Below are 23,395 nucleotides of genomic sequence, written 5' to 3'. Positions count from 1 at the left end.
AGCTGCCGGTCTGCCGGCTCTCCCCGGAGCTCACGAGACATCCTGCGCGTGAACGTGGCCAGAGATCCGCCCGACAAGGAGCACCATCCCCGTACCGGTCGGGAGGTTCGCGGGGTCAAAGAGGACACGGGCGGTCCCGTCGCCGGTCGCGGCGGTGGAGGCCAGGACCAGGCAGGCATCGATGTCCTCGCCGGCGACGAACCCGCCAGCGGCGACCTCGATGAGCCCCGGCATGGCCGACTCGTCGTCCGTCTCCGGTGCGGGTTCGGGTGCGGCGGGTGGTGTGCGGCGGGGTTTGGCGGGGATGAGGTCGGTGAAGCTCGTGCCGTCGGTCTCGTGCACCTCGACCCGGACGGAGATCACGCGTTCTCGTGTGGCCGCATCGAGCAGCCGTCCGAACGACGCCCGTGACCACGGCGGCGCGTCTTCGGGTGCCGGGAAGGCTTCGCCGTCGAGGGTGACGTCGAGGGTGCCGGTCTCGGTGACGGTGACGACCAGCAATGGCAGAACCACCGGCATCCCGCCTGCACTGGCATCGTTCGCTCCGGAAGCCTGGGCGTTGTCGGGGGTGGGTGTGGCGTGGCGGCGTCGCTGATGTGTGCTCATGGCCGCCAGGTGCGCCTACAGTTGCCTTGTTGCGGGGTCGAGATCCCGCAACTGGCGGGAACCGGCTTATGCTGGGCTGTGTGTGCGAGTTACGGTCTGGGCGGAGGCCCCTACCCGGTAGAGGGTGAGGAGCCGGCTTTCGATCTGCCGCCGTTGGACGAGCGGGAGAACCAGGCTCGTCTGGTCGAGTGGATGCGCGAGCAGAAGCACACGGCCCGCATCACCGGGAAGAACGCCCGCAACCTCAACCCGCTGATCACTGAGACCGAGACCGGCCGGCGGATGGACTTCGCCTGGTGGTGGTTGCACTTGGGCGGGAGACCAGCGAAGTTCTCGGCGTTCAACTCCCGCTCGGATGCGCTGATGTCGAAGTGGCGGGCACCGTTCCAGCATCGCGCGATCGCGCCGGCGACCTGGTACGTCGAGAAGGGCACGAGCTTCGCCCTCGACGGGGAAGCGTTCGGGATCGCCGCGATCACAACCACCGCCGAACAGCACGATGATGGCGGCGATCTGCTGACCTATTCGCTCGTCACACGGGACGCGGTCGCGGAGGCGGCACGCGTGCATCCGCGGATGCCGCTGATCCTCCCGCGTGAGCTCCACGACGACTGGCTCGACCCCGACCGCGAGGGTGACGCCGAGCTGATCGCGGAGATGGTTGCCGCTTCCGACGAACTCAGCGACGCCATCCACCCCGCCCCCACGAGGAAGGCCAGCGAGCCGGCGTCGGACGAGGCGACGCTGTTCTGATGCCGATGCCCGCGATGGATGCTCACGTTCGACGGAGAACCTTCAATAATCCAGGGAACATGAGTGTTTATGTCTCTAGAACCGCATCTATTTGAGTTGCTTCCATGCGTTCTAAGTGCGAATATCCAGCCGTAGCACTGGGGAGACACGTTCCTAGGAATCTCGGATTTTGTTTACGATTCTTAGACACTTTGCGGGCAACCGTGGCATATAAGCAGGAACTTTGAACATGCGGAACGAGACCGCCTCGAACTGGGTACGCATGCTGTGGATTTCTTTGCCGCCTGAAATCTGATCCGTTGGTGGGTTTCTGGATTCTCAACGTCCGGAGGATGGGCAAGCCGATTTGCCACAGTGTCCGCCGGGCCGATGCTTCTGCAGTTCTGTCCGTCGGTTCTGGCTTATGTCTACGCCCCCATAGGAGCGGGTCGGCAGAGTCCGCCCACGATCGCAAGTGGCAGCATCGCGATGAACGCTCCCGGCGCGCCCGTCAGTTCGCTGAGTGCGCCGATAGCGGGTGCGGCGACTGCTTGTCCGAGGGCGACGGTGAGGAACGACAGTCCGACCCCGGCGGCCGGTGTCTGCGCGTATACGAGCAGCGTCCAGACCAGCATCAGTCCGGTGAGCACGATGTAGGAGGCGCCGAAGATCGCGAGCGCGGTCCAGGCGCCGAGGACGTTGCCGGGCAGCAAGGCCAGGAGAGCGGTCGAGGCTCCGAGCAGGATCATTGTCGCCAGCCACCCCGCGCGGATGCCCACGACACGAGCGAGGTCGCCCGCGCCAGCGCCGAGGATGCCGAACGTGCCGAGGATGATCCAGCCGATCATGGACGCCGGTTCGCTCATCTCTCCCTCTGTCACGAGGAGGTCCCGCCCGAACGTCCACACCGCGGCACTGGAGATGCCCATGAGGAGCGCACCGCCCATCAGCCGGACACTGCCCACGGGAAACAGCGGCCGGGGCAGAAACGCCGATGCCGCCTCTCTCGGTTCGCCCCGCGTCCGTCCGGGAACCATGCGGAGGTTCCATACCGTCACGAGCGTACAGAGCACTGCGAACGCGACCCAGGCGAGCCGCCAGTGCTCGTGGGTGAGTAACGCGACCGGCCCGGCGACCGCCACGCCGACGCCGGTTCCGGCGTTGATCACCGTCTGCACACGATCCCGACGCGCCTCGGGGACATGGCGTGCGACGGCGTATGCGAGGGGCGGTGAGGCGACTCCGGTGCTTGCGCCCGCCACGAGCACCCCGGCTGCGAGCACGATCGCGTTCGGAGCAAGAGCGACCGTCAGCGTCCCGACAGCTGCGATGCACCCAGCAGAGACCGCGACGGCCTGACCGCCGAGCCGCGGGGTGAGAAGTGTGGCGAAGATGATGGCGATGCAGTAGGCGATGTATGCGCCGGAGGCGACCGTTCCGGCCACGGCCGGGGTGAGCGTGAACTCCTCACGGAACACCGGCACGAACAGGCCATACGCGAAGCGGCCCAGCCCGTAACAAACCCCGATGAGCGTCAGCCCCGCACCGGTGAGCTGCCACACGCTCCTGCGGTCGAGCATCACCGGCTCGACGGTCGCCTGCCCTGTTGTCTCGTTGCGCACCGCACTCCAATCTCACCGATCAGTGAACCACGTAGAATCGAGTCTAAAGTACACTGATCGGTGAAGTCCACGAAGGCGGGGTGAACTCATGCAAGCGACAGGGAAGGTCGGCATGGCGGGGCTGACGCCAGGCGCGCGCCGCGTGCTGGACGCCGCGTCGACGCTGTTCTACCAACACGGCATCCATGCCGTGGGCGTCGAGGCGATCGCGGCGGAGGCCGGGGTGACCAAGAGGACCCTGTACGACCGGTTCGAATCGAAGGACAACCTCGTGGTCGCCTATCTTCATCAGCGGCACGAGAGTTGGTGGGCGAGGCTCGAACAGCGCATCGCTGACGCTGAGCATCCGCGGGTGCTCGCGATGTTCGACGCCTACGCCGAAGAGCTACTGCCGGCGCAACGGGGTTGCGCGTTCCTCAACGCTGCCGGGGAGCTTCCTGCTGACCACCCCGCGTTCGCGGTCATTCGGGAGCACAAACGCTCCGTGAAAACGCGGCTGCTGACCTTGCTCAATGCAGAGCTCCCGGAGATCGAGAACGCCGAGGCCTTGGCAGAGCACCTGTTCCTTCTACTCGAAGGGGCCGTCGCGCATCGCGGCATCGAGGGCAGCCCGCCGAGCCTCGCGAAGCAGGCTCGAAGAATCGCGCAAGAACTCCTCACCCAGCATGCAGGCAAGGTGCTTTAGGCCCGAATCGCAGCGCGATGAGAGCTCGACTATCGAGTACTCGCGGTTGACGCAAGGATCAACGGGCCGTTGTTTCGGTGGAGACGGTTGCATCCGCATCTTCCTCGAACATGCGGATACACGCCCCTGAAAACACGGCCTACACCCGCATGTTCCCACGATTTACTGTTCGATACTTCTGGACTTGCGGCGGTTGCCGTTCATGCGGGCCGTCGTATCGAACATCGCGAGCTCGGTGGGATGGAGCTGGTGTTGGCAAACGAAGGCCCTCTCCTTGATCCGCCACAGCCCCTGCCCGGTGCCCAGCGTCGGCAGCAACGCTTGCTCGGTACCGGTGAGGCCGAGGGTCTTCGCGGTTACCCCGAGCTGGTCGGATTCCTGCCGGTAGATCACCCGCGTCTCCGCGTTCGCGAGCAGACTGTTCGCCAGAGAGCGTTGCGCGGACCCGGCATCACCGACATTCTCCAAGTCGGTCAGCTTATGGAAAATCAACAGGTTCGCGATGCCGTAGGCGCGGGCGAGCCGCCAGTGGGCGTCCATGCGTTTGAGGAGGGCGGGTTCGCCCATCAGTCGCCACGCCTCGTCGTACACGCACCACCGCTGGCCGCCGTCGGGGTCGAGGAGGGCTGATTCCATCCACGCCGACGAGCACGTCATCAGCACCGAGATCAGCGTGCTGTTCTCCGTGACGCGGGAGAGGTCGAGGGTGACCATCGGCAGGGAGGGGTCGAATCGCTCCGTGGAGGGACCGTCGAAGAGCCCACTGAGGTCCCCGGCGACGAGGCGGCGCAGCGCGTGGCCGATGATCCGGCCGTCCTCGCGTAGGCTCCCATCCGGGTCGTTGTCGGGGTTTAGGAGGTGGTCGACGATCATCGGGAGGATCGGCACCGAGTTCTCCCTCACGGTGCTCGTCAGGGCGGTGTCGATCGCGGTGTGCTCCAGCGGGGACATGGCACGGCCGAGCACGGTTTCGGTCAGAGCCCCGATGAGGTCGCGGCGGCGAGAGGCGACGGTGATCTGCCATTCGGCGTCATCCATCGACCGCGGCCGGTACCCCTCATCCAGCGGGTTCAGGCGCGTGTGCAGGCCGTGACCGAGGACGATCGCCCGGCCTCCGACGGCACGGGCGATCTCGGTGTGCTCCCCTTTCGGGTCACCGGGCACGTAGACCCGCCGCCCGAACGGCAACGACCGGGTGTAGAGCGATTTCGCCAGCGAGGACTTGCCGCTGCCGACGATGCCGGCGAGGACGATGTTCGGGGCGGTGATGATCCCGGCCTGGTAGAGCACCCACGGGTCGTAGACGAAGGACGCACCCGAGTAGAGGTCCTGGCCAATGAAGATCCCGTTCGCCCCCAGCCCGCCTTCGGCGAGATACGGATACTGGGCGGCGAGCGTGGCGGAAGTGTCCTGGTGCTTGGGCAGGCGTATCCGGCCCGGCGTGCGCAGCGCCGCCGGGCCGGGCTCGCCCGCGGCTGGCAGCAGGCCGGTGGCTTTGCGTTCGGCGCGTTCGATCGCGAGCTTGCGCTTCGCCTCCTCCTGCTCAGCCTTGCGCTTCGCCGTCGAGATGCGTGCGGCGGCCTGGCGGCGTTCCTTCCGTGCCCGGCGCCGTTCAGTGGCCGGGGCGAGGAGAACTGAGGTGTGCAGGCGCTCCTTCTCGCTCACAGCCCCAGCCCCCGCTCCTGCTTCACCGCGGCCACACCGGGATGCTCGAACCACGACCCCGACCGCCCCGCAGCACCACGACGGGCACCCACCTGGTCCTGAGCCGGCCCGCCGCGTCCACCCGTCGGCCGCATCGAATGTGCGTGTTCGGGTGCGGTTTCGGGGCGGTCGACGCGATCCTCGACCGCGACGGTGTGCTGACGGTAGAGGGCGACATGCCCCGCGGCCGGGTTGTACGTCATCCGGTAGTCGCCCTCGGCGGCCATCCGATCCAGGCCTGTGGTCGGGATCTTCTCGTACACGTGCCCGTCCGAGAGCGCCGCATCGGTCGTCTCGGCGCCGTAATCCCACCCCGACAGATGCGTGATCGCCGCGTCCGGACCGTCGCGGTCGATGAGATCGAGAACCTGATCTGCTTCCTCGCCTTGGAGGAACACGACCGACACCCACCGGTCGGCGGCTCCGAACACGTCGCCCTGGCCGGGCTTTGCGGGTGCGGGGTTGTCGTGCCAGGCGATGCGACCGGCGGCGGTCATCGCCTCATCGAGCTGGCCCTCGGCCTGGTGGATCAGGGTAGCGGTCTCATGGAGCCCGTCGCCTGCGGCCAGGGCGTACATGTGACCGGCCTCCGCGCTGCCGGCGTCATCGAAGGCCTGGGGGCGGCGTTCGGTGTGGGCGGTGGAGAGCTGGTCGAGGACCTGCCGCAGCGAGCGGACGCCGGAGAGGACATCGCCGAGCACACCGTAGAGATCGCGGGGGTGCTCGAAGGTGCGGCTGGCGTGGGCGAGACCGCGCAGGGCCTGCGAGGCTTCGTCGGCGTCGGAGACGGGATCGTAGAACGTGGGCATGAGGAGCCTCCCAAGGCATCAGGGCAAGAAGCGGGACGGGTGCGCGGTTCAGGTGCACCCGGTCGGGTTCGTCAGAGGGTGCGGCACAGCGGCAGGGCCGCGGCGGTGAAGGCGACGGCCTGCTGGCCGACGAGTTTGCGGGTCTCGCAGGAGGCCTGGATCGCGGCTTGCTCGATCTTCGCGACCGCCGCGTCCAGCTCTTCCCGCGTGCTCGCGGAGACAGCGATCAGGCCGGTCACGCGCAGCACGCCGTGGCCGGCGGTGAGGTCAGCTTCCTGCTGGAGGACATCGTCGAGCTCGGCGGTCTGGGCGGCGTCCTCGATCTGCCCGATCCGGCGACGCTGTGCGGCATCGGAGATGTGCTCGACCTTTTTCTTGCGGATGTCGCGGGCGGCCTGGTCGGTACGCAGGGGCGTGTAGATCAGCGACAGGGAGCGTTGTAGCCCGGTCGAGAGCAGCACCGGGGCGAGGAAACCGGGATACACCTTCGACCGCGGCCACTCCGAGACCCACAGCACCGCATGGAACCCGGTGTCGGTGCGCAGCCCGCCCCAGGACTCGTTCACCGCGACCGGTCCCGCGGTCGCCAAGGACTGGCCGATCTCACCGTGGCGCTCCAACGTGGCGGCGATCGCCGGATCGTAGGCACTGCGCAAAGCGACGGCCACCTGACCGGGGCTCAGCCAGCCCGACGGGGCGAGGTCGGCCGAGCGCAGTGCGGCGTTCAGCGTCGACATCTCCTGCCGGAGCACCGCGGCGGCACCTTTGAGGCCGCCGCCTGCGGTGCGGATCTGCCGGGCGGAGGTCTTCATATCCAGGGACAGGCTGATCGTGGAAGCGTGACGCTCTCCGGCGGGACCTGCCCGGTCGATGAGCTCGGAATAGATCGTCGACGCCCACGACTCATCCGCAGTCCCGTGCTCGGCCCACCACTCCGCCAGGCCCGTCCCGGAATCGGGCAGGGTCCGCTCCAAAACTTGGAGGGTCGCGATCCGTCCGGATCGGCACACGGTCGCGAGCACGCGGCCCCAGGAGGTGACGCGGCGGGCCTGCTCGGCCGGGTCGAGGAGCACGAACGCCGGATGGGTGACCTGGCAGACCACGGTCAGCCGGGCCTGGTGGGGGTCGTGGATCATGCCAGCCCCGGTCTCGGGATCGCGGTATTCGCGCAGACGGGCCGCGTCACCGGGCAGGGCGAGGGTGCCGACCGGGCGCGGGGCGACGATCCGGCGCCGGTAGATCAGCTGCCCGCCCGTGGTACGCCAGAGCCACCAAGCCGTGACTGGTATCCATTCCACGATGGGCCGTCCGGCGATGGGCACCCACGTCAGGACGATGGCCAGCACCCAGACGGGGGCGGTGTAGGCGATAAGCATCCCGCCGCCGGCATAGAACGCCCCGACCAGCGTGATCCCACCGGTCGCCAGGCACGCCAGCTGCGAAGCCGACAGCCCTAAGAGAACGCCGCGGCGGGTGAGGCGGGAGAACTTCACCGGCACGAGGTCGGAGCCGGCGGCTCGCGTGGTCTTCGTCTCGCTCATCGCTTACTCCTGGTCCTGGCTCGGCGGCTGCTGTTCCGTTCCGCCACCGTCGGAAGAGGGTGGCGGCGTGTTCGGTCCGGTCGGGGCGTTGGGCGGGGGCGTCTGCGGCGGAGGCACCTGCCCACCGCCATCGCCACCACCGCTGCCGCTGTCGTTGCCGTTGCCGTTGGTGTTCTGGTTGGCGCCATCGGTCGCGGTCTCGGCCTGTCCGCCGATCTGCTCGCCGGCCTCGGGTCCGGCATCCCAGGCGCCCTTGGCGACCTGAGCGCCGACGACCACGGCCGCCGCCGGACCTGCCGCTGCCGCTCCGCCAGCCCCGGCTCCCGCACCGGCACCGCCGGCCTCTCCAGCTCCGGCGCCTGCTTCGGTGCCGCCTTCTGCGCTGGCTGGTGCGGCGTCCGGGGTGGGCCGAGGGCCACCTCCGCCGCCTCCGGGCGGGTCTCCGCCGCCGCCGTCCTTGTCGTCGAGGACCTTCTTCGGGCCCTCGCCTTGCGGCTTGTTCGGCATCGGCACCGGCCGGTTGAGGGCGCCTTTGGCTTCTTGTTCGACGCCCATCTGGTTGTAGACGTCGAAGCCCAAGAACGCGATGACGCGATAGACCATGTACGGCGCGAACGCGGCGATCGCGAGCATCACGATCCCGGTGATCGGCTCGGTGATCGCCGTCAGGTCAGCCTCGATCGGGGTCGCCATCTGCGTGATCGCCACCAAGAACACCACGACCAACACGAGCTTGGAGACGATGAGGGCGAGGACGAACGCCGCCCACTTCCCGACCCAGCTGCGGGTGACATCCCATGCGGAGCCGGCGAAGGCGAGCGGGGCGAGGACGATCCCGATCAGCAGGAGGGCTTTGCGGATGAGCAGCGAGAACCACACGATGCAGATCGCGGAGACCATGAGGCCGGCGAGGAAGATCGTCACGATTGCCCCGACCCCTGGGGCGGAGACGTTGATTGCGGTCAGGCCGGCGGTGAGCAGGACGATCTTGTCGCCCATCGTCTCGGTCGTCTCCCCGGCGGCCTGGACGATGCCGATGCACAGCTGATCGACGATCTCCAACGCCAAAGCTGCGAGCGTGATTACGACGAACGAGCCGAGCACCGCCTTGCCGGCGCCGAGGGCAGCGCGGGCAAGAGCGGTGGGGTCACGGCGGATGAGGCCGAGGATGAGCTGGAAGCAGAAGAACAGCAGGACAATGAATACCCCGATGCCGAAGAGCAGGTTGTAGACATCGAGGTAGCCGGCCTGGGTGACATCGACCAGAGTGGTCGTGTCGAAGACCTTCCACATCGCCTCGATCAACCAACCCGCCGCCCCGCCGAGGGCTTGGGCGAAGAAGTCGAACGGGGCAGCAACCACGGTCGCGGTCGCTTCACCGGCGACGTCGCAGACGTTCGAGATCACGGGCACATCGCACAGCGCCATCACGCGCCTCCTTCCAAGACTCGAACCGGCGTCAGACGGACTGACCGACGTCCCAGAAGAAATTGATCAATGTGACACTCGCTCCGCAGATCACTGCCGCGCCACAAGAAATGAGGACGCCGACTTTTCCTCTCCCCGAAAGATGAGGATTGGAGGAGTTGGAGCCGAAACCCCACACAATCGCGCTGATGATCAGCGCGAGGACGGAGAGGATGAGGCCGACGGTCATGATCGCGCCGACGATCTCGCGGAGTTGGTCGATGCCGGGCAAACCGTCGGAGTTGGGGTCGATGTCGATCACGGTGAACGCTCCCTACGAAGTGAGACAGACGATGGTTCTGCCACGAGGTGCGCCCACCCCCGCACGCGAAAGCGCCCGCCCCGGCATCAGCCGAGACGGGCGCACAACACGGGAGCGCGGGACAGGGGTGGTTAGAGTTCGTTGCCGAGAATGATGAGCCAGTTCATCCAGGCGACGCCGCCACCGGCGAGGATCGCCGCGCCGAGGGCGACGAGCACGCCGATGCGGCCTTTCGATGCGGCCTGATAGTTCCCGGTCGCTGTGCCGATGGCCCAGGCGATGCCAGAGACGATGAGCATGAGCACGGCGATGATGAGCACGAACATCAGCACCGCGCCGATCGCCTCGGACAGCTCACCGATGCCGGCCAATCCGTCGAAGTCGGGGAACACGTCCATCACGCATCACCCCCGGTTCGGACTGTCACATGGACGTGGTCGAAGTGGCCTCCGGTGACATCTCCGGGATCGTGCATGCCGCCACCGTTGTAGTCGCGCCAGCCTTCGTCGTCGCGCTTGATATTCCAGATCTTCCCTTGCCAGATCAGATACTCGACCCCGAGTGTCTCGGCGTTGTCTTTCATCCAGTTCGTGATGTCCCAGCCGGCCTCCAGCTGGGCTGGAGTGGGCTTCTCCCCGATGGGGTTGCCGAACGTGATGTCGCAGGCTCTGCCGAGCGGGTGCTCGGATTTCGTGCCCGAGCGCGGTGAGTAACAGGCCCAGGAGGTGTCAGGGAATGCGGCCATGCCCACCTCGTAGACGTGGAGCATCCGGGCGGTGATCTGCCCATCTGTCGTGGGATCGTCAACCATCCGATCCGAGTCGCCCTCGACCGGGTCGGGCTCCTCGCCGGGTCCGTCGGCGTCCTCCGGAGAGCACCCGTCCTCGTCGTCTGGCGGGTCGGTTTCGGCCTCGGGGAGGTCGGCAGCGTCGTGGCTGTTGAGCCATGCGGCCGGGTCGGTGTAATCGCCGTCGGTGCCGCCCTCGCGGACCTCGAAATGCAGGTGCGGGCCAGTGGACATGCCCGAGGACCCGACATCGGCGATGTGCTGACCGGCCGTGACCTCATCTCCTTCGGAGACGTGGATGCCGTCTTCCCACATGTGGATATACGCGGTCGCGATCGCGTCCCCATCGAGGTGGTGTTCGATGACGACCTGCCCGCCCCCTTGGTCGGTGTACTCGGCTTTGGTGACTGTGCCGTCGGCGGCGGCCAGGATCGGGGTGCCGTCCGGGGCGGAGAAATCGCTGCCCGTGTGGAAGGATTCCTGTTCCCCGGTGATCGGGTGCGTGCGCGGCCCATACGGAGACGTGGCCGTCCACGTGCCCTCAGGCAGTGGGAACACGACACGGGATGACTCTGTCGACACCGGGACCGCACTCCCGTTCGCGGCGGAGCCCGTGTCGGTGGAGAGGGCGTCGAGGATGTCTTCGGCGACGAGGGCGTAGTTGTCGTAGCGGTCGGGGAATGCGGAGACTTCGACCGCCTGGGMGGCCTCGCCCTTGCCCATATCTTCCCAGCCGGGAATGTCGAGCAAACCGCGCGGGCTGCCGTCGTTCGGGCCGTCCGGGCCGCCGAAGAAGGCGCGAGCCTGATAGTCGGGGTCCATGAGCTCTTTGACGGTGCCCCACCCGGCCTGCGGGCGCATCTGGAACAGGCCGAGACTATCGTGATCCGATCCCTCGCCGTCGTTGTCGTACTCGCCGGATTCCGGGTAGGTCGAGGAGTTCGCCAGCTGCCGCAGTGTGGATTCTGTCAGGGCGGCCATGAGCGCGATCTCGACGCCGTCGCGCCCGATGTCGTCGGTCTCGGAGCCGATCTCGATGATCGTCGCCGCGTGCGTGAGCTGGCGCTTGTTCAGCGTGAACGACTCCCCATCCCGCGTCGTCACCTCCAGCTCATCGGGCACGTCACCGACCTGCACGGTCTCGCCGCCGGGATCGGTGCAGAAGGTCGCGGCCGGGTTCATGAGCAGCCCGATCCCCACCCCGGCGAAGACGGGTCCGAGCAGGACGAGGACGGCGAGGACCGCGACTATCTTCTTCACCACGACGCATCAACCTCCTTCACTGTGTGTCCCGGCCAGCTCTCAGCGGAGGGGATTGTCGAGGACCGATAGGCGCAGCAGGTGGCAGGTGTCGTAGGTCGGGGCGCAGACGACGAACACGGTGAAGGCGACCGCGTGCTCGGAGGTGACGGGTTCGTCGTTCCAGACACCTTCGCGGTGCCGGGTGCCCTCGATCGTGATCGCCGTCGTGCCCTCGGACAGCTGCCCCGGCTGCGCCTGTGCGAGCGCATCACCCCACTCCTGCGGGACGGAGGCGTCTTCGATCGTGAGGTGCTGGGTGGTGGCGTACTGGCGCAGATCCGTCCATGCTTCCCGCGAGGGCAGGTAGTCGGCGACATCGGTCGCGAGGCCGGCCTGTTCGGTGCCGGAGGGGTCGCCGACGTCGAGGATGACCGCCTGATAGTCCAGCGGCATGAACCCCGTCCCGGTATCCCACGTGAACAAGGCGGTGGCGACGTTGCGGGCGAACTCTTCCGGGTCATCACTGGCCTTTACCGGCAGCAGCGTCGGTGCCGGGGCGTGGCGTCCGTGCGGGGTGGTGAGCGTCGGCACCGGGTCGGGATCACCGTAGGTGTCGGTGGTGGTGCGGGGGCCGGTGAGTAGTCCGTAGACGCCGATCCCGGCCAGCAGGAGCACGACGAGTCCTGCGGCGATGAGGACGATGAGGCGGCGACGGGCCGGGGTATTCCGAGAAGCAGTCATGCCGCCAGGTGCACCGCGCCCGCCCCGGCGGATGAGGGTGGTTAGAGGGCGCGGAGCAGCGGCCGCCCCCGCTCATCGCCGGGCTCATCCGCGTCGCGCTCACCGGAGCCTGTTGCGGCGTCGTCACTCGCGTCCTCGGTGTCGTTGTGCTCGAGGACAGCGCGGAGGCGGTCGGCGAAGGCGATGGTGCCGGCGGCGGTGGTGAAGAACGCTTCGGCTTGTTCGAGGGTCAGTTCGGCGGCGAGCTCGTCGATGTCGTAGTGGGTCCACCACGATTCGAGTTCCCGCCAGGTCAGCACGAATGCCCGTACCGGCCACTTCCCGACCGCACCCGCCGGCGGCGTCGCCTGCCGGGCTGGTGCCTTCTTCTTCGTCTTGGTGGCGGTGACGCGGGCGACCGCCTCGTCGGCGAGGGCGTGCAGATCGGCCTGACGCTGCTCCCGGTCCTCATCGAGCAGGGCACGCACGCGTGCATAGACCGGTTCGACCGCGCCACCTGATTCGAGGGTCGCGACCTCTCCGGCGAGTTGCTCGCGAACATTGGCGGGGAGGTCGGTGCGGGTGGCGGCCTGGGTGACGTAGTCGATCTTGTCCAGGGTGCGATCCGAGGCGCCGCCGGGGATCATCGCGGCGGCTTGCCGGGAGACGCGTCCGGCCTGGTCGGACGGTGTGCGAAATTTTCGCGCACCGTCGGCACCGGGCTGGTGCTCGCTGGTGAACTGGGTGGCTTGCTTGCGGCGGGCCGCGTTCTCGCGCATGAGTTCGGTGAGTTCCCGGTACAGGCTGGCGGCCTCGATCTGGGTCAGGGGCTTGTGCTCGGCGTTGTCGTCCTGCTCGGCGAGCAGGTGTCCGAGCCGGTCGGAGACGTCTGAGCGCACCCACACGCTGGTGGTCTTCCACCCGAGCCGGCGGATCGCTTCGAGCCGGCGCCTGCCGCAGACGAGGACGCCGTCGAGGGTGATCGTCATCGGTTGCAGCAGCCCCCGCTCGTCGATCGAGCGGGCCAGCGCGTCGATGTCGCCCAGGTCGGTGCGATGCCGGTGCCCGACCTGGATCGACGCGACCGTGCGGTTGAGCTCGATACCCATGACAAGATCACCCCTTCCCGGATCAGCCCTGGTTCTTCGGGCGGTGGGGTGCGGCGAGGCTGATGGCGAGCACGAGATCGTCATCGTGGAGAAGCACCGGCAGCGTCTCTCCGAGCAGCAGCCGCAGCAGTACCCCCTTCCCGGCGCTGGTCGCCGCCAGGCCCGGATGCGGGTTGCCCAGCAGCGCCCGCAGCATCGCCGTCCAAGACCTGCCGGGGACGTCGAGGAGGGCGCGGGAGTGCTGGTCCCGGCGCAGGTTCTCGTACGCGGTGTGGCGGGAGCCGGCGTTGATGAGGGCAGCGCAGATGTGCTCGACGGTGTGCCGGGCCATGACCGGGGGCCAGCCGAGCATCGTCACCAGCGCGATCGCGTCCTCCACCGCCGAGGACGCGGACATGCACGCCCGTTCCTCCGCCGCAGACACCCCGCCGACGAGGGTGTCGTCGTCGGGATGGGGGTCGGTGGTCTGGAACTCGGGCCGGTAGTCATCGAGCTGGTTCTCCCGGTCCGAGAGGCGTTCGGCGTCGTGGAAGCAGGAGAAATGCGGACGCCTGGCCTGATGCACCGAGCACAGCAGGCCGGTCGCGCGTTCCTCGGCGATGCAGGTGATCCGCACCGCGTGGGTGACCACGCCCCACGGATCATGTGCTTCCCTTGCCGAGCGGGTGCGCATCACGTCGAACGCCGCCGATGCAGCCTCCCACGGGTCGAGATTGTGCTTCCGCGCCAGCGCCGCATACTTCTCCGCTGCAAAGGCCATCAGCGCCTGGGCGACGGGGTCGCGGGACCACGCGCCCGGCCCGGCCTCGTGCAGCCGGGTGAGCAGGGCACGCAGCCCTGCGCTTGTCGTGTAGTCCTCGGCACCGTGCGGGGCCGGCTGGGTGGGGTTGGGGTTCATCGTCTCGGCACCTCCTGACCCCCAGGTGCACGCGGACCCGCACAAGGCGTGGTCGTGGTGCTCGTCGTCGGGGTCGGGGGCGGCCAGCGCGGTGATCGTCATGATCGTTCACCACCCTCTACTGCATCCCGACCGGTGACCGGTCGGCCCCGGTGCGGTCGTGGCCGCGTCCGAACATGGAGGGGTGCGGGAGTTTACGGGCCTGGGCGCCGACCCATTTCGCACCGGTCACGAGGCCCTTCTGGGACTGCTGGGACAGGTAGGTGTTGAAGTCGATCGCCGCCCGCGAAATGCGCCCGCTGCCACGGGCGAGCAGATCGTTCGGACGCACCCAATCGACCCCACGCGCCCGCCGCGACCCCACGCCCGCCGCAGTCTGGTCAGGGTGACGGGCGACATCGGCGGCACCGATCGCCTCCGGCACCCCGGTCGCCTCCACCGTTGGGTTCTGCTTCACCTCGGGTTCAGGCTGGGGCCGGTGTTCATTCTCGTGCGGGCTCATGATCTCTCTCCTTGATCTCGTGTTCTTCCTGGGTCCCGATGCTCTCGGCATCGGGTGTCTCGATAGCTCCAGTTGGTGCGGTGAACCAGCGGCCCACGGTGGAGGGGTGCACGCCGACCTCACGGGCGATCTGCTTGTTCGACCACCCCAGACCGCGCAGTTCCATCGCCCGCACGCGGCGGTCAGAACCCGAATCCCCGGACGCAACCGGTGCCGTCTCCCGCGCGGAGGCCGCGGCCGAGTCGGGTGCGGGAAGCGCTGGCAGAGCCGATGCTGGAGAGTCCTCGACCGGCTCCAGCGAGGCGTTCTCCTCGGACGCCTCGGTGTTCTCGATCCCGGTGAGAGCGGAGGTCTCGACCGGAGTCGATGGCATGGTGTCGTCGTGGTCGGCGGGGCGGGTGAGGACGACGGTGAGATGGGTGGCCGCCAGGAGCACCACCGGCGGGATCGCCGCCACCACGGCCGCAAGAACGGCCGGGATGGAGAGGTCGGCAGTGAGGATCGCGTGCGCGGCATTCGCGGTGACCGAGACACCGGCGCCGCCGATGAGCAGCGTCCACGGATACCAAGCCGTCCGGCGGCCATCGAGAGCGACGACCGCGACGGTCGCGACGACGATCAGCCCGTCAACGAGCAGCGGCCAGATCCCCGACTGCCCGGCCGCGATCCCCGAGCGCACTGCGAGATCGGCCAGGGCGACGAAGCTCAACCAGAACGCACCGGCCCCGATGATCACGGTGCCCGACGCCGCCGTGACTACCGCCCACCCGTACCCGCGTGCCCGGCTCATACCAGCCCCCTCCCCGCGGGCGCAAAGGACCGTGCCGGCGCAGACGTCTGCGAGCTCCGCCGCAGCATCGGTTCCGTGCTGGTCGGGGTGCTGGGGCTGGTGGCGATGGTGCGGTAGGCGGACTGGACGGTGCGGGTGATCTCCCGTTCCCCGAAGTCCGGCTGCTCGACGCTGGCGAACGCATCCAGCGCGTCACTCTCGGGGATGTTGCCTTCGGCCAGGCGGCAGGCAGCCCAGAACAATTTGAGATTGCGATCCGTGGTCTGCGAGCCCAGCCACGACGCCATCCGATCCGCATCCGGTGCCGCCGCCTCCCTGCGTGGAGCGGCCTGGGGTCGGGGTCGGGGCGGGGTCAGGAACTCGCGCAGACGTTGCGCGTCGAGCGGTCGCCCGCCCGTGGGCGCGAAGGATGTCGGGCGGTAGAGCACGGTGGCGCCGTCGATCTGGCGTTGCGAGGGCGGGACGATGATGTAGCCGCGATCCCCACGGAAATCGACGCCGGCCTTGCCGGCCTGCCACGACGGCTGCTCAGAGTCGGAGGCCGGGTAGTAGATGTGCAGGCCGCCGGTCGGTGAGCGCACCATCGCCTCCCACCCAGACACCAGCCCGGCACGCCGTGCACGCCGGATCGCGTCGTAACCGTTGGTCCCGTGGACATCGACGTCAACGACCGAGACCCCGGAAGCCCGGCCGGTGGGCATGCCGATGTTCGCCGCCGGAAACCTGTTCCACCACGCCTCGACCTGGCTTTGGTCGGTGGTGGCGTCGTGGAAGCCGTGCCGGGTAATCGGCTGCTTCCCCTCCGGCGCGCACGGGAAGACCGGCATCCCGTGCTGGGCGAGCATGCTCGCAGCCACTGGCAGCGGCGTCGTCGCATCCATGAGATGGAGCGCGGTCGTGAAGCGGGAGTGCGATGCCATGTCACAGCCCCCGCGCCTCGACCCGAGCTGGCTCCCGTACTGGAGACTCCGTTGGGGTGCTCGGTGCTGGTGTCTGCCGATCGGGGCCGGGCTTGTCCATGCCGCGTTCGAGTCCAGGCGGGGTGCCGTCGGCGACCTGGTCGGTATCGAGTTGTTCGAGGATCTCGGCGGCGGTTTTGCGCACCCGTTCCCCGGTGGCCTGGACGATCTCGACGGGCTCCTTGCCATCGACCTGCGCCGCCCACCCGGTGACATATGGCAGGGAGTAGCCGGAGGTGTCCATGCCGTGGGCGGCGCCGATTATCAGCGCGACGGACTCGGCCTCGACCTCACCGATCCCGCGATGCTGGCGTGCCTCGTCTTGGTCGGGGCCGTGCATCTTCACGTGAGCGAGTTCGTGGGCCAGCGTCTTCACCTGCGCGGCATCGTCCATGTTCTCCCGCACCGCGACCGTGCGCGCCTCGAAGTCCGTGAACCCGTTCGCGCCGTGGATCATGCCCTCATGCGGCACCCGCAGGACCTCGAATCCGGCCGACCGTGCCTGCTGTGACAGGCCCTCCCAGAGCCCGTCGGGTGCTTCGCCTTCCAGCAGCCGGGGTGTCGGGCGTTCGGGGATCGGGTCGCCTGCGGTCTGCGAGACATCCCAGACATAGGCCGGGCGGACGCCGACCATTCGGGTGCGGACGGTCTCGCCGGGTTTCGGCTTCTCGCCACGGTTCAGACGCCGCCAAGAGTCCGCATCCGAAGGATTCGAGGACGCAAACCTGCCGGTGACGGGGGCGAGGATCTGATAGCCGGCCTGGCCCCTCTCGACCTGCCGGCCCAACTGCTGCCACTGCTTGTACCCGGCGACGTAGGTCGGGAACGGCTCGGCGACGCGCCCCTGCTCGAAGGCCTCCTGATGCTGCTGCCAGATCAGCATCACGTTGTTGAAAAAGGATGCGGAATCGCATCTGATGCAGGATTCAGGGGTTCGCCGCCGGCTGGTCCAGCGGCGTTCCGGGCGTCTCCAGTGGGGGCGATGGCGCCGGGAACGGTGCCGTGGTCCCCGGAAAGCAGGTGAGCTACCCAGTCCAGTCTTGCATCTGATGAATGATACCATCGTCTGGTGTTGATGGGTCGTGGTGGTGAGGTTGAGGCGGATCGTTCCTCGCGGCCCGGGATCGGTGGCTCGGCGACGCGGTTGCTGGCCGAGGGGCTGGTGTTGCTGGCGCCGGAGGAGACGGTGTTCGAGGCGATGCTGACCGGTTGGCAGGCTCAGCAGCGTTCCCGGACGCTGGCGGGGGCGACGATCGAACGGCGATCGCAGATCGTGCGTCGGTTCGCGGAGTTCACCGGCGAGTATCCGTGGCGGTGGACGCCGGCCGATGTCGAGGAATGGACCGCGGAGATGGTCGGGCGGGGCATCGCTCACTCCACGATCCGGAACTACCAGATGGCGACGTCGCTGTTCTGCGGGTTCCTCGCCGATGCCCGGTATCGGTGGCACGAGGTGTGTGAGCGCTACTTCGGTGAGCACCCGGTGCAGGTGTTCCACGAGTGGAACACCGTGATCCACCGCAGCGAGTACGAGGGTCGTCCGGGCAACCGGCCACTGTCTCGGGAGGAGTTGCAGGCGTTCTTCGACTACTGCGACGCCCGCGTCGGGCAGGTGGGCGCCTCGGGCCGTAAGGGCTGGCTGGCGGCGTTCCGCGACGCGACGATGTTCAAGGTCATCTACGCCTGGGGGCTGCGCCGCCGCGAGGCGTCGATGCTGGACACGGTGGACTGGTCGGGCAACGCTGCTGCGGCCGAGTTCGGTCGGTATGGGGCGGTGTCGGTCCGTTACGGCAAGGCCCTCAAGGGCGGGCCGCCCAGGCGGCGGACGGTGCTGACCACGATGGGCTGGGCGGCCGAATCGGTGGCCGAGTGGATCGAGGAACTGCGTCCGCTCTACGCGCCGACGGGCACCGCGTTGTGGCCGACCGAGCGGCGCGCGAGGGTCAGCAGCGATGCGCTCTCGCACCGGTTCGCTGAGTACCGCGACGCGATCGGCCTGGACCGGAACCTGGGGCCGCACTGCCTGCGGCACTCCTATGCCACGCACCTGCTCGAAGACGGCTTCGACCACCTGTTCGTCCAGCAGCAGCTCGGCCACTCCTGGGGCTCGACGACCGCGATCTACACCAGCGTCGGCGCCGACTACAAGAACAAGGCGCTGCGCCGCGCCCTGGACCGGGCGTTCCAACCCGAGACCGACTGAGACCACCACGAGAAGGAGGACTGTCATGCCCAGAGCACCGCAACCACGACTGGGATATGCCTGGCACCTGCGCACGCTGATGGCCGCGCAGGGCATGTTCGCCACCACCGACCTGCGCCCGCTGCTGGCCGAACGCGGCATCGAGCTGTCCGAGGCCCAGATATACCGGCTGGTCACTGGCACCCCCGAACGCCTCAGCCTGCGCACCCTGATGGCCCTGTGTGACATCCTCGGCGCCACCCCGAACGACCTGATCGAGCCGGTCGCCGAGACCGCCGCGGCGAAGGCGACCGGCACCACCGGCAAGAACAGGCCCGCGAAGGTCTCGGGCGCCTCGAAGACGCGCACCCCGCGGCGAGCCGAGATCACCCGCGAGAAGTGACCTGGAGTTCCTGCGAGGTCTGCGGCCGCGAGCCACTGCCCGGCAGAAGCGTCTGCTCGCGCTGCAACAACGGCATTGGCAGACCCCGTGGCACCTGCACCGTCTGCGAACGGACGAACCGGCTGCTGGACTTCCAGCATCGTTGCGGCACCTGCCGGGCACGCACCCGCCGCCGCTGCCCGGACTGCCAGGCCACCGGCACCGCACTGGTCGGCATCGAGGGGGTCCGGGTCTGCGACCGGTGCGCGCTGCGCCGCCGGCTCGATGAGGTTCTGCCCGCCGAGGGGACCGGGTATCTGCACCGGTTGCGCGAGGCCATCCTGGCCGCCGAGCCGCTGACCACACGAAGGTGGCTCAAGCGCACCAGCGCCCTGCTCCAAGGCCTCGACACCGGGCGCATCCCGCTGACCCACCAGAGCCTGGACGCTCTGCCCAAACGCCGAGCGGCCGAGCACCTGCGCGCGCTGCTGATCGGCGCAGGCATCCTCGAACCCGACCACGGCAGGGCACTGCGACGCCTGGAGAACACCATCCCCGACCTTCTCGCCGGGCTCACCGACGAGCACCGCAAGCTCGTCACCAGATGGGTCAAGTGGGCGGTGCTGCCACGCCTGCGCAGCATCGATGACACCCGGCTGGACACCGCGGCCAGCAACGCCCGCCGCAAGATCGAGCAGACCACCAGGTTCCTCACCGAGCTCCAACACGAAGGCCGCGACCTCGCCGAGTGCACCCAGCACGACATCGACACCTGGTTCGCCGGCCCCGGCGCGGTCCGCTGGCAGGTCACACCGTTCCTGACCTGGGCACGCCAGCACCGCCACCTGCCCCGAGGCCTCACCCTGCCGGCCGCCTACAAGGGCACACCCGAAGCGCCCGCCGATGCCGAAGAGCGCTGGCACGCCGCTCAGCGCCTGGTCCGCGACGACAGCATCGATCCGGTCGACCGCATCGCCGGTGCTCTGATCGTGCTCTACGCCCAACCCCTGGCGCGCATCGTCGCGCTCACCACCGACGACGTGACCACCACCGAGACCGGCACGAGCCTGAGACTCGGCACCGAGGCCTTGGAACTGCCCGAACCGTTCGCCACCGTCATCCAGCAGTTGCCCCACCGCCGACGCGCCAGCACCGTCGAGCAACTGCCCACCCGATGGCTGTTCACCGGCAGCCACGCCGACAAACCTCTGTCGATCAGCTCGCTCGGCTCCCGACTGCGAGCCATCGGCATCCACCCCCGCCGCTACCGGATCGCCGCCGCTGAACACCTCGCCAGAGAGATCCCGCCAGCCATGCTCGCCGGACTCCTCGGCTTCAAGATCACCGCGATCAACCGCCACACCACGACCACCAAAGGCCAGTGGGCCAACTACGCCGCCGACCGCAAGACCTGAGACCACCGGCAAGCATTCACGGACTTCGAATACGCCCGTCCTGCCAGCTCTGCGCGAGCGGAACTGGGCAGCAAACCGCAACGCTGCGTCCCAGTCCTCCCCGGTGACTAGTCGCTCGACGGCACCGGTGAGCTTGTTGTGGAGCTCATCGAGTTTCGCCTCCCGCGCCTCGCGGGTCTCTTCCTGCCTCGTCGCCATCGTTCGGCCTCCTCCCGGAGGCCGGCCACCAGGGTTGGTGGCTGGCCCCGCACCTGCGAGGTGGGTCAGGCGCATCCGGCGAGTCAAGACGGTCAGCGAACGGGGTGATTGGTCGGTTGGCCGTCAGGAACGCGGAGGCACCTGACGTGGACCCCTGGACTATCAGCCTCGGAACCTGCGTAGGGCTCGAAGCCACCAAGCTCGGTCGGACCCCGGACTAAGTGGTGATTTCCCGGACGACTCTGCTGCTAGGTGTCCACGCTGACCGGGTGCATGGAACGGTAACGACCAGGGCTGAGCCCGACGTGCTCAATGAATGCCTCCGTCGCCCGTGAACGGCTGGACCAGCCGGCGCGACGACCTGCCGCTGCAATAGACAGATCCGACTCGCGCAGCAGTCGGGCCATCTCCTGCACGCGAAGCATCGTCAGATACGCGGTCGGGGTCTTCCCGAAGGCGTCGACGAACACACGGGTCAACTGCTGCGGGGAGAGCCGCACCCTCTCGGACAGCTCGCGGAGTGTCCATTTATGGGCGACGTTTTCATGCAGCGCCTCCCGTGCCAGCAATGCCTCCATACGGAGAGGGGCTAACCGGCGACTGCGGGGCAGCACTGGACGCGAGCGTGCGCGCTGCAACGGTGTCAGCCTCACAGGCGAGACACGGATGAATGGTCCGAGCACATCCATGACGGCAAACCAGAGTGCCTGAAGTCGGTTGAATCTCTCTCGGAACTGACCCTCAACGCTGAGCGCTACCATCTCGTCCAGCCACGGCGCAAGCATCCCGGCCCGATCACTGCCGAGTCGCAGAATCTGCGCTGGCTCAGAGTAGATCTTCTCCGCGAAGCCGGGCGCGTCAAGCCGGTCGTGCAGCACGGCAGAGTGTTGCCAGAAGAACTGATCGAGAGCGAAATCAGTATCGACATGGATCGACGTGACCGACATATGGTCCTCGGGCTCGCAACTGAACAACACGTTCGGGCCGAGGAGGATCGCATCGCCCACGCTGACCGGCTGACGACCGAACTCGCTGCACATGATTGCCGAGCCCGACCTAATGAACACGATGTTGAGGCAGTCGTAAACTGCCGGACCGACAGGTCGGTGGATGGCACGTGTCTGGGCGACCAGCGGGGTGTGCCAATGTGCGTCACAAGAGTGCCTTGTTACCTCCGGCGTGGCCGCGCACTCTTGCTGGGTTTCATCTGCTCCACTCACCAATCTCGAACGCCTGTGGAGCCGGACGAGCTTGCCGAATCCGTACTAAAAGCATCAGTGAAAGATTGGTGTCGAGCCGGCCTAAGGTTCGCACCGGTCGTTCCTGTCTTCGCCGATACGGCAAGGCAATCAACGGTTTCAATGAGTCGAGGGGTCACTACTCTCCGACGCGCAGCGACAACACCCAGCGGGTCGCCCCGCAGCATCGTTGCGCCACGAGGCGCATCTCGGACGCTCCAGCCATCGTTTTCAGCACGTGTGCGATGCGGCTCACACGACCACCTCCCTTCTTGCGGAATACCTGCCAGGGGTATACCGTTGACTTGTACACGTACCCGGTAGGGGTACTACTGCATAGAAGGAGGATACCTGATGGCTTCGAACGATTACCAGGTGACGGGCATGACCTGCGGGCACTGCGAGATGTCGATCCGCGAGGAGGTCGGCGAGATCCCCGGCGTCCAGGACATCCAGGTCAGCGCGCAGACCGGCAAGCTCAACGTCACCTCCGAGGGCGAGATCGACGATGCCAAGGTCCTCGCGGCGGTCGAGGAGGCCGGCTACTCGGCGGTGCGCGTCTGATGAAGGCCGGAGGACGGCTCGCGCTCTACGGGGCCGGGTTGGTGGTGGCGTTCGGAGGGGCCTTCGGCCTCGCCGGCGCCGTCATTCCCGACAGCTTCGTAGCAGCATGGGCAGAAGGAAGTGACGTGAACACACACGGTGAAGGGCACGGCGGCGCTGCGCAGGAAACTGCGGAGCCCGCTCTGAACGGGGTCTCCGCAAGCGCGGACGGCTTCGTGCTCTCCCCGGTCCAGGCTCCCACGGCTGCAGGCGAGGATGGAAAGCTGAGCTTCCAGATCCTCGACGAGTCTGGCGAAGCGGTGACCGAGTACACCACCGCACACGAGAAGGACCTGCATCTGATCGCCGTTCGCACCGATGGTACCGGTTTCCAGCACGTGCACCCCGAACTCGACACGAGCACAGGCACTTGGTCGGTGCCGTGGACCTGGGACGAAGCCGGCACCTACCGCGTGTACGCCGACTTCACACCCGCGGGCGAGGGAGCCGAAGGCATCACCCTGACTCGCGCCGTCGAGGTGGCGGGCGACTTCACCCCCGTCGAGACCGAGGCTCAGATCACCGACGAGGTCGACGGATACACCGTCTCCCTGAACGGCGACCTCACTGCGGGCACCTCAAGCGAGCTCACCATCTCGGTCGAGCGCGACGGGGAGCCGGTGACCACGCTGGAGCCCTACCTGGGCGCGTTCGGTCACCTGGTGGCGCTGCGCGAAGGCGACCTCGCCTACCTGCACGTCCACGCCGAGGGCGACGAGCCCCAGGCCGGGGACACGGCCGGACCCGAGATCGGATTCGCAGCGGAGGCCCCGACCGCCGACCGCTACCTGCTCTACCTGGACTTCCAGGTCGACGGGCAGGTGCACACCGCCGAGTTCGTGATCGACGCCAAGCATGGTGACGGCTCGCAGACAGACGATTCGCATACCGACGGCCACTGACCCGCAGGGACTGGCGTCGCACGAGAGCTGAAGAGAGAAG

Annotated in this window: 24 protein-coding genes; 7 read left to right on the top strand and 17 right to left on the bottom strand. The window is 67.8% G+C overall.

Going from position 1 to position 23,395, the window contains the following annotated elements; translation table 11 throughout:
- Nucleotides 1–30: 30 nt before the first annotated feature.
- Nucleotides 31–606, bottom strand: coding sequence for a hypothetical protein (locus tag FJ887_RS17830; RefSeq protein ID WP_250786294.1), 576 nt, complete (start codon nucleotides 604–606; stop codon nucleotides 31–33).
- Between the two features lie 192 nt (nucleotides 607–798).
- Between FJ887_RS17830 and FJ887_RS17825 the strand changes: the two genes are divergently transcribed.
- Nucleotides 799–1,359: an SOS response-associated peptidase family protein gene (locus FJ887_RS17825; RefSeq protein ID WP_250786293.1), complete on the top strand. Its 561-nt coding sequence runs from the start codon at nucleotides 799–801 to the stop codon at nucleotides 1,357–1,359.
- A 407-nt stretch (nucleotides 1,360–1,766) separates the two neighbouring features.
- On the opposite strand, the gene FJ887_RS17820 is transcribed toward FJ887_RS17825, so the two are convergent.
- Complete coding sequence (locus tag FJ887_RS17820) at nucleotides 1,767–2,960, bottom strand: MFS transporter (RefSeq protein ID WP_250786292.1); 1,194 nt, start codon at nucleotides 2,958–2,960, stop codon at nucleotides 1,767–1,769.
- Between the two features lie 112 nt (nucleotides 2,961–3,072).
- Between FJ887_RS17820 and FJ887_RS17815 the strand changes: the two genes are divergently transcribed.
- Nucleotides 3,073–3,645 carry a TetR/AcrR family transcriptional regulator gene (locus tag FJ887_RS17815; RefSeq protein ID WP_140954565.1) on the top strand — a complete coding sequence of 191 codons (573 nt, stop codon included), beginning with the start codon at nucleotides 3,073–3,075 and terminating at the stop codon, nucleotides 3,643–3,645.
- Nucleotides 3,646–3,807: 162 nt separating this feature from the next.
- Here the strand turns inward: FJ887_RS17815 and FJ887_RS17810 are convergent, their stop codons facing one another.
- The 14 genes from FJ887_RS17810 to FJ887_RS17745 form a co-directional block, all read right to left on the bottom strand.
- Nucleotides 3,808–5,310, bottom strand: a complete 1,503-nt coding sequence (locus tag FJ887_RS17810; protein ID WP_140954564.1) for a putative type IV secretion/conjugal transfer ATPase — start codon at nucleotides 5,308–5,310, stop codon at nucleotides 3,808–3,810.
- A complete protein-coding gene (locus FJ887_RS17805) occupies nucleotides 5,307–6,158 on the bottom strand; it encodes a hypothetical protein (RefSeq protein WP_140954563.1) in 852 nt (283 codons plus the stop codon). Before FJ887_RS17805 ends, FJ887_RS17810 begins: the two co-directional genes overlap by 4 nt.
- Before the next feature lie 71 nt (nucleotides 6,159–6,229).
- Entirely contained in the window at nucleotides 6,230–7,699 is a 1,470-nt protein-coding gene (locus tag FJ887_RS17800) for a PrgI family protein (RefSeq protein WP_140954562.1), read from the bottom strand.
- A 3-nt stretch (nucleotides 7,700–7,702) separates the two neighbouring features.
- Nucleotides 7,703–9,127, bottom strand: a complete 1,425-nt coding sequence (locus tag FJ887_RS17795) for a conjugal transfer protein TrbL (RefSeq protein ID WP_140954561.1) — start codon at nucleotides 9,125–9,127, stop codon at nucleotides 7,703–7,705.
- Nucleotides 9,128–9,158: 31 nt separating this feature from the next.
- On the bottom strand, nucleotides 9,159–9,428 hold the full coding sequence (locus FJ887_RS17790) for a DUF6112 family protein (protein WP_140954560.1): 270 nt from the start codon (nucleotides 9,426–9,428) through the stop codon (nucleotides 9,159–9,161).
- A 131-nt stretch (nucleotides 9,429–9,559) separates the two neighbouring features.
- Complete coding sequence (locus tag FJ887_RS17785; RefSeq protein WP_140954559.1) at nucleotides 9,560–9,826, bottom strand: DUF6112 family protein; 267 nt, start codon at nucleotides 9,824–9,826, stop codon at nucleotides 9,560–9,562.
- The gene (locus FJ887_RS17780) at nucleotides 9,826–11,478 is read right to left on the bottom strand and encodes a M23 family metallopeptidase (RefSeq protein ID WP_502799940.1); all 1,653 of its coding nucleotides are present in this window, start codon (nucleotides 11,476–11,478) and stop codon (nucleotides 9,826–9,828) included. Before FJ887_RS17780 ends, FJ887_RS17785 begins: the two co-directional genes overlap by 1 nt.
- 39 nt (nucleotides 11,479–11,517) lie before the next feature.
- Nucleotides 11,518–12,198: a hypothetical protein gene (locus FJ887_RS17775; RefSeq protein ID WP_140954558.1), complete on the bottom strand. Its 681-nt coding sequence runs from the start codon at nucleotides 12,196–12,198 to the stop codon at nucleotides 11,518–11,520.
- Between the two features lie 41 nt (nucleotides 12,199–12,239).
- Nucleotides 12,240–13,286, bottom strand: coding sequence for a ParB N-terminal domain-containing protein (locus FJ887_RS17770; protein WP_140954557.1), 1,047 nt, complete (start codon nucleotides 13,284–13,286; stop codon nucleotides 12,240–12,242).
- A gap of 22 nt (nucleotides 13,287–13,308) precedes the next feature.
- Complete coding sequence (locus FJ887_RS17765) at nucleotides 13,309–14,184, bottom strand: hypothetical protein (protein ID WP_140954905.1); 876 nt, start codon at nucleotides 14,182–14,184, stop codon at nucleotides 13,309–13,311.
- Nucleotides 14,185–14,302: 118 nt separating this feature from the next.
- Entirely contained in the window at nucleotides 14,303–14,686 is a 384-nt protein-coding gene (locus FJ887_RS17760) for a hypothetical protein (RefSeq protein WP_140954556.1), read from the bottom strand.
- Nucleotides 14,667–15,476: a DUF2637 domain-containing protein gene (locus tag FJ887_RS17755; RefSeq protein ID WP_140954555.1), complete on the bottom strand. Its 810-nt coding sequence runs from the start codon at nucleotides 15,474–15,476 to the stop codon at nucleotides 14,667–14,669. Before FJ887_RS17755 ends, FJ887_RS17760 begins: the two co-directional genes overlap by 20 nt.
- Entirely contained in the window at nucleotides 15,473–16,357 is an 885-nt protein-coding gene (locus tag FJ887_RS17750; RefSeq protein WP_250786291.1) for a bifunctional DNA primase/polymerase, read from the bottom strand. The genes FJ887_RS17755 and FJ887_RS17750 overlap by 4 nt, the downstream gene beginning before the upstream one ends.
- A 40-nt stretch (nucleotides 16,358–16,397) precedes the next feature.
- A complete protein-coding gene (locus tag FJ887_RS17745; RefSeq protein WP_219993813.1) occupies nucleotides 16,398–17,498 on the bottom strand; it encodes an ArdC-like ssDNA-binding domain-containing protein in 1,101 nt (366 codons plus the stop codon).
- 12 nt (nucleotides 17,499–17,510) lie between these two features.
- Here FJ887_RS17745 and FJ887_RS17740 point away from each other — a divergent pair, with 12 nt between their 5' ends.
- From FJ887_RS17740 to FJ887_RS17730, 3 genes are read left to right on the top strand one after another with little or no spacing between them, the layout of a single operon-like run.
- The gene (locus tag FJ887_RS17740) at nucleotides 17,511–18,638 is read left to right on the top strand and encodes a tyrosine-type recombinase/integrase (RefSeq protein WP_095376927.1); all 1,128 of its coding nucleotides are present in this window, start codon (nucleotides 17,511–17,513) and stop codon (nucleotides 18,636–18,638) included.
- Nucleotides 18,639–18,663: 25 nt separating this feature from the next.
- The gene (locus FJ887_RS17735; RefSeq protein ID WP_095376925.1) at nucleotides 18,664–19,020 is read left to right on the top strand and encodes a helix-turn-helix domain-containing protein; all 357 of its coding nucleotides are present in this window, start codon (nucleotides 18,664–18,666) and stop codon (nucleotides 19,018–19,020) included.
- Nucleotides 19,017–20,414 (top strand): hypothetical protein, encoded by a 1,398-nt coding sequence (locus FJ887_RS17730; protein ID WP_140954554.1) that lies wholly within the window; start codon nucleotides 19,017–19,019, stop codon nucleotides 20,412–20,414. Before FJ887_RS17735 ends, FJ887_RS17730 begins: the two co-directional genes overlap by 4 nt.
- 446 nt (nucleotides 20,415–20,860) lie before the next feature.
- Here FJ887_RS17730 and FJ887_RS17720 read toward each other — a convergent pair whose 3' ends face one another.
- Nucleotides 20,861–21,619, bottom strand: a complete 759-nt coding sequence (locus FJ887_RS17720) for a helix-turn-helix domain-containing protein (protein WP_250786290.1) — start codon at nucleotides 21,617–21,619, stop codon at nucleotides 20,861–20,863.
- Nucleotides 21,620–22,204: 585 nt separating this feature from the next.
- Here FJ887_RS17720 and FJ887_RS17715 point away from each other — a divergent pair.
- Together FJ887_RS17715 and FJ887_RS17710 are read left to right on the top strand one after the other, a co-directional pair.
- Nucleotides 22,205–22,414 carry a heavy-metal-associated domain-containing protein gene (locus tag FJ887_RS17715; RefSeq protein ID WP_075866900.1) on the top strand — a complete coding sequence of 70 codons (210 nt, stop codon included), beginning with the start codon at nucleotides 22,205–22,207 and terminating at the stop codon, nucleotides 22,412–22,414.
- Entirely contained in the window at nucleotides 22,414–23,355 is a 942-nt protein-coding gene (locus FJ887_RS17710; protein WP_075866899.1) for a DUF8832 domain-containing protein, read from the top strand. Before FJ887_RS17715 ends, FJ887_RS17710 begins: the two co-directional genes overlap by 1 nt.
- Nucleotides 23,356–23,395 lie beyond the last annotated feature (40 nt).

Origin of the sequence: Brevibacterium sp. XM4083, from assembly GCF_006489205.2 — a bacterium.
Classification (GTDB): domain Bacteria; phylum Actinomycetota; class Actinomycetes; order Actinomycetales; family Brevibacteriaceae; genus Brevibacterium.
The sequence above is the reverse complement of the archived record's forward strand: the minus strand, read 5'-3'. Positions and strand labels throughout refer to the sequence as shown.

Bases quoted from the DNA above. Each gene is read 5' to 3' on its own strand.
- FJ887_RS17830 (WP_250786294.1), bottom strand. From the start codon at position 606: ATGAGCACACATCAGCGACGCCGCCACGCCACACCCACCCCCGACAAC.
- FJ887_RS17825 (WP_250786293.1), top strand. From the start codon at position 799: ATGCGCGAGCAGAAGCACACGGCCCGCATCACCGGGAAGAACGCCCGC.
- FJ887_RS17815 (WP_140954565.1), top strand. From the start codon at position 3,073: ATGGCGGGGCTGACGCCAGGCGCGCGCCGCGTGCTGGACGCCGCGTCG.
- FJ887_RS17805 (WP_140954563.1), bottom strand. From the start codon at position 6,158: ATGCCCACGTTCTACGATCCCGTCTCCGACGCCGACGAAGCCTCGCAG.
- FJ887_RS17800 (WP_140954562.1), bottom strand. From the start codon at position 7,699: ATGAGCGAGACGAAGACCACGCGAGCCGCCGGCTCCGACCTCGTGCCG.
- FJ887_RS17795 (WP_140954561.1), bottom strand. From the start codon at position 9,127: ATGGCGCTGTGCGATGTGCCCGTGATCTCGAACGTCTGCGACGTCGCC.
- FJ887_RS17785 (WP_140954559.1), bottom strand. From the start codon at position 9,826: ATGGACGTGTTCCCCGACTTCGACGGATTGGCCGGCATCGGTGAGCTG.
- FJ887_RS17775 (WP_140954558.1), bottom strand. From the start codon at position 12,198: ATGACTGCTTCTCGGAATACCCCGGCCCGTCGCCGCCTCATCGTCCTC.
- FJ887_RS17770 (WP_140954557.1), bottom strand. From the start codon at position 13,286: ATGGGTATCGAGCTCAACCGCACGGTCGCGTCGATCCAGGTCGGGCAC.
- FJ887_RS17765 (WP_140954905.1), bottom strand. From the start codon at position 14,184: ATGAACCCCAACCCCACCCAGCCGGCCCCGCACGGTGCCGAGGACTAC.
- FJ887_RS17760 (WP_140954556.1), bottom strand. From the start codon at position 14,686: ATGAGCCCGCACGAGAATGAACACCGGCCCCAGCCTGAACCCGAGGTG.
- FJ887_RS17755 (WP_140954555.1), bottom strand. From the start codon at position 15,476: ATGAGCCGGGCACGCGGGTACGGGTGGGCGGTAGTCACGGCGGCGTCG.
- FJ887_RS17750 (WP_250786291.1), bottom strand. From the start codon at position 16,357: ATGGATGCGACGACGCCGCTGCCAGTGGCTGCGAGCATGCTCGCCCAG.
- FJ887_RS17745 (WP_219993813.1), bottom strand. From the start codon at position 17,498: ATGGTATCATTCATCAGATGCAAGACTGGACTGGGTAGCTCACCTGCT.
- FJ887_RS17740 (WP_095376927.1), top strand. From the start codon at position 17,511: ATGGGTCGTGGTGGTGAGGTTGAGGCGGATCGTTCCTCGCGGCCCGGG.
- FJ887_RS17735 (WP_095376925.1), top strand. From the start codon at position 18,664: ATGCCCAGAGCACCGCAACCACGACTGGGATATGCCTGGCACCTGCGC.
- FJ887_RS17715 (WP_075866900.1), top strand. From the start codon at position 22,205: ATGGCTTCGAACGATTACCAGGTGACGGGCATGACCTGCGGGCACTGC.
- FJ887_RS17710 (WP_075866899.1), top strand. From the start codon at position 22,414: ATGAAGGCCGGAGGACGGCTCGCGCTCTACGGGGCCGGGTTGGTGGTG.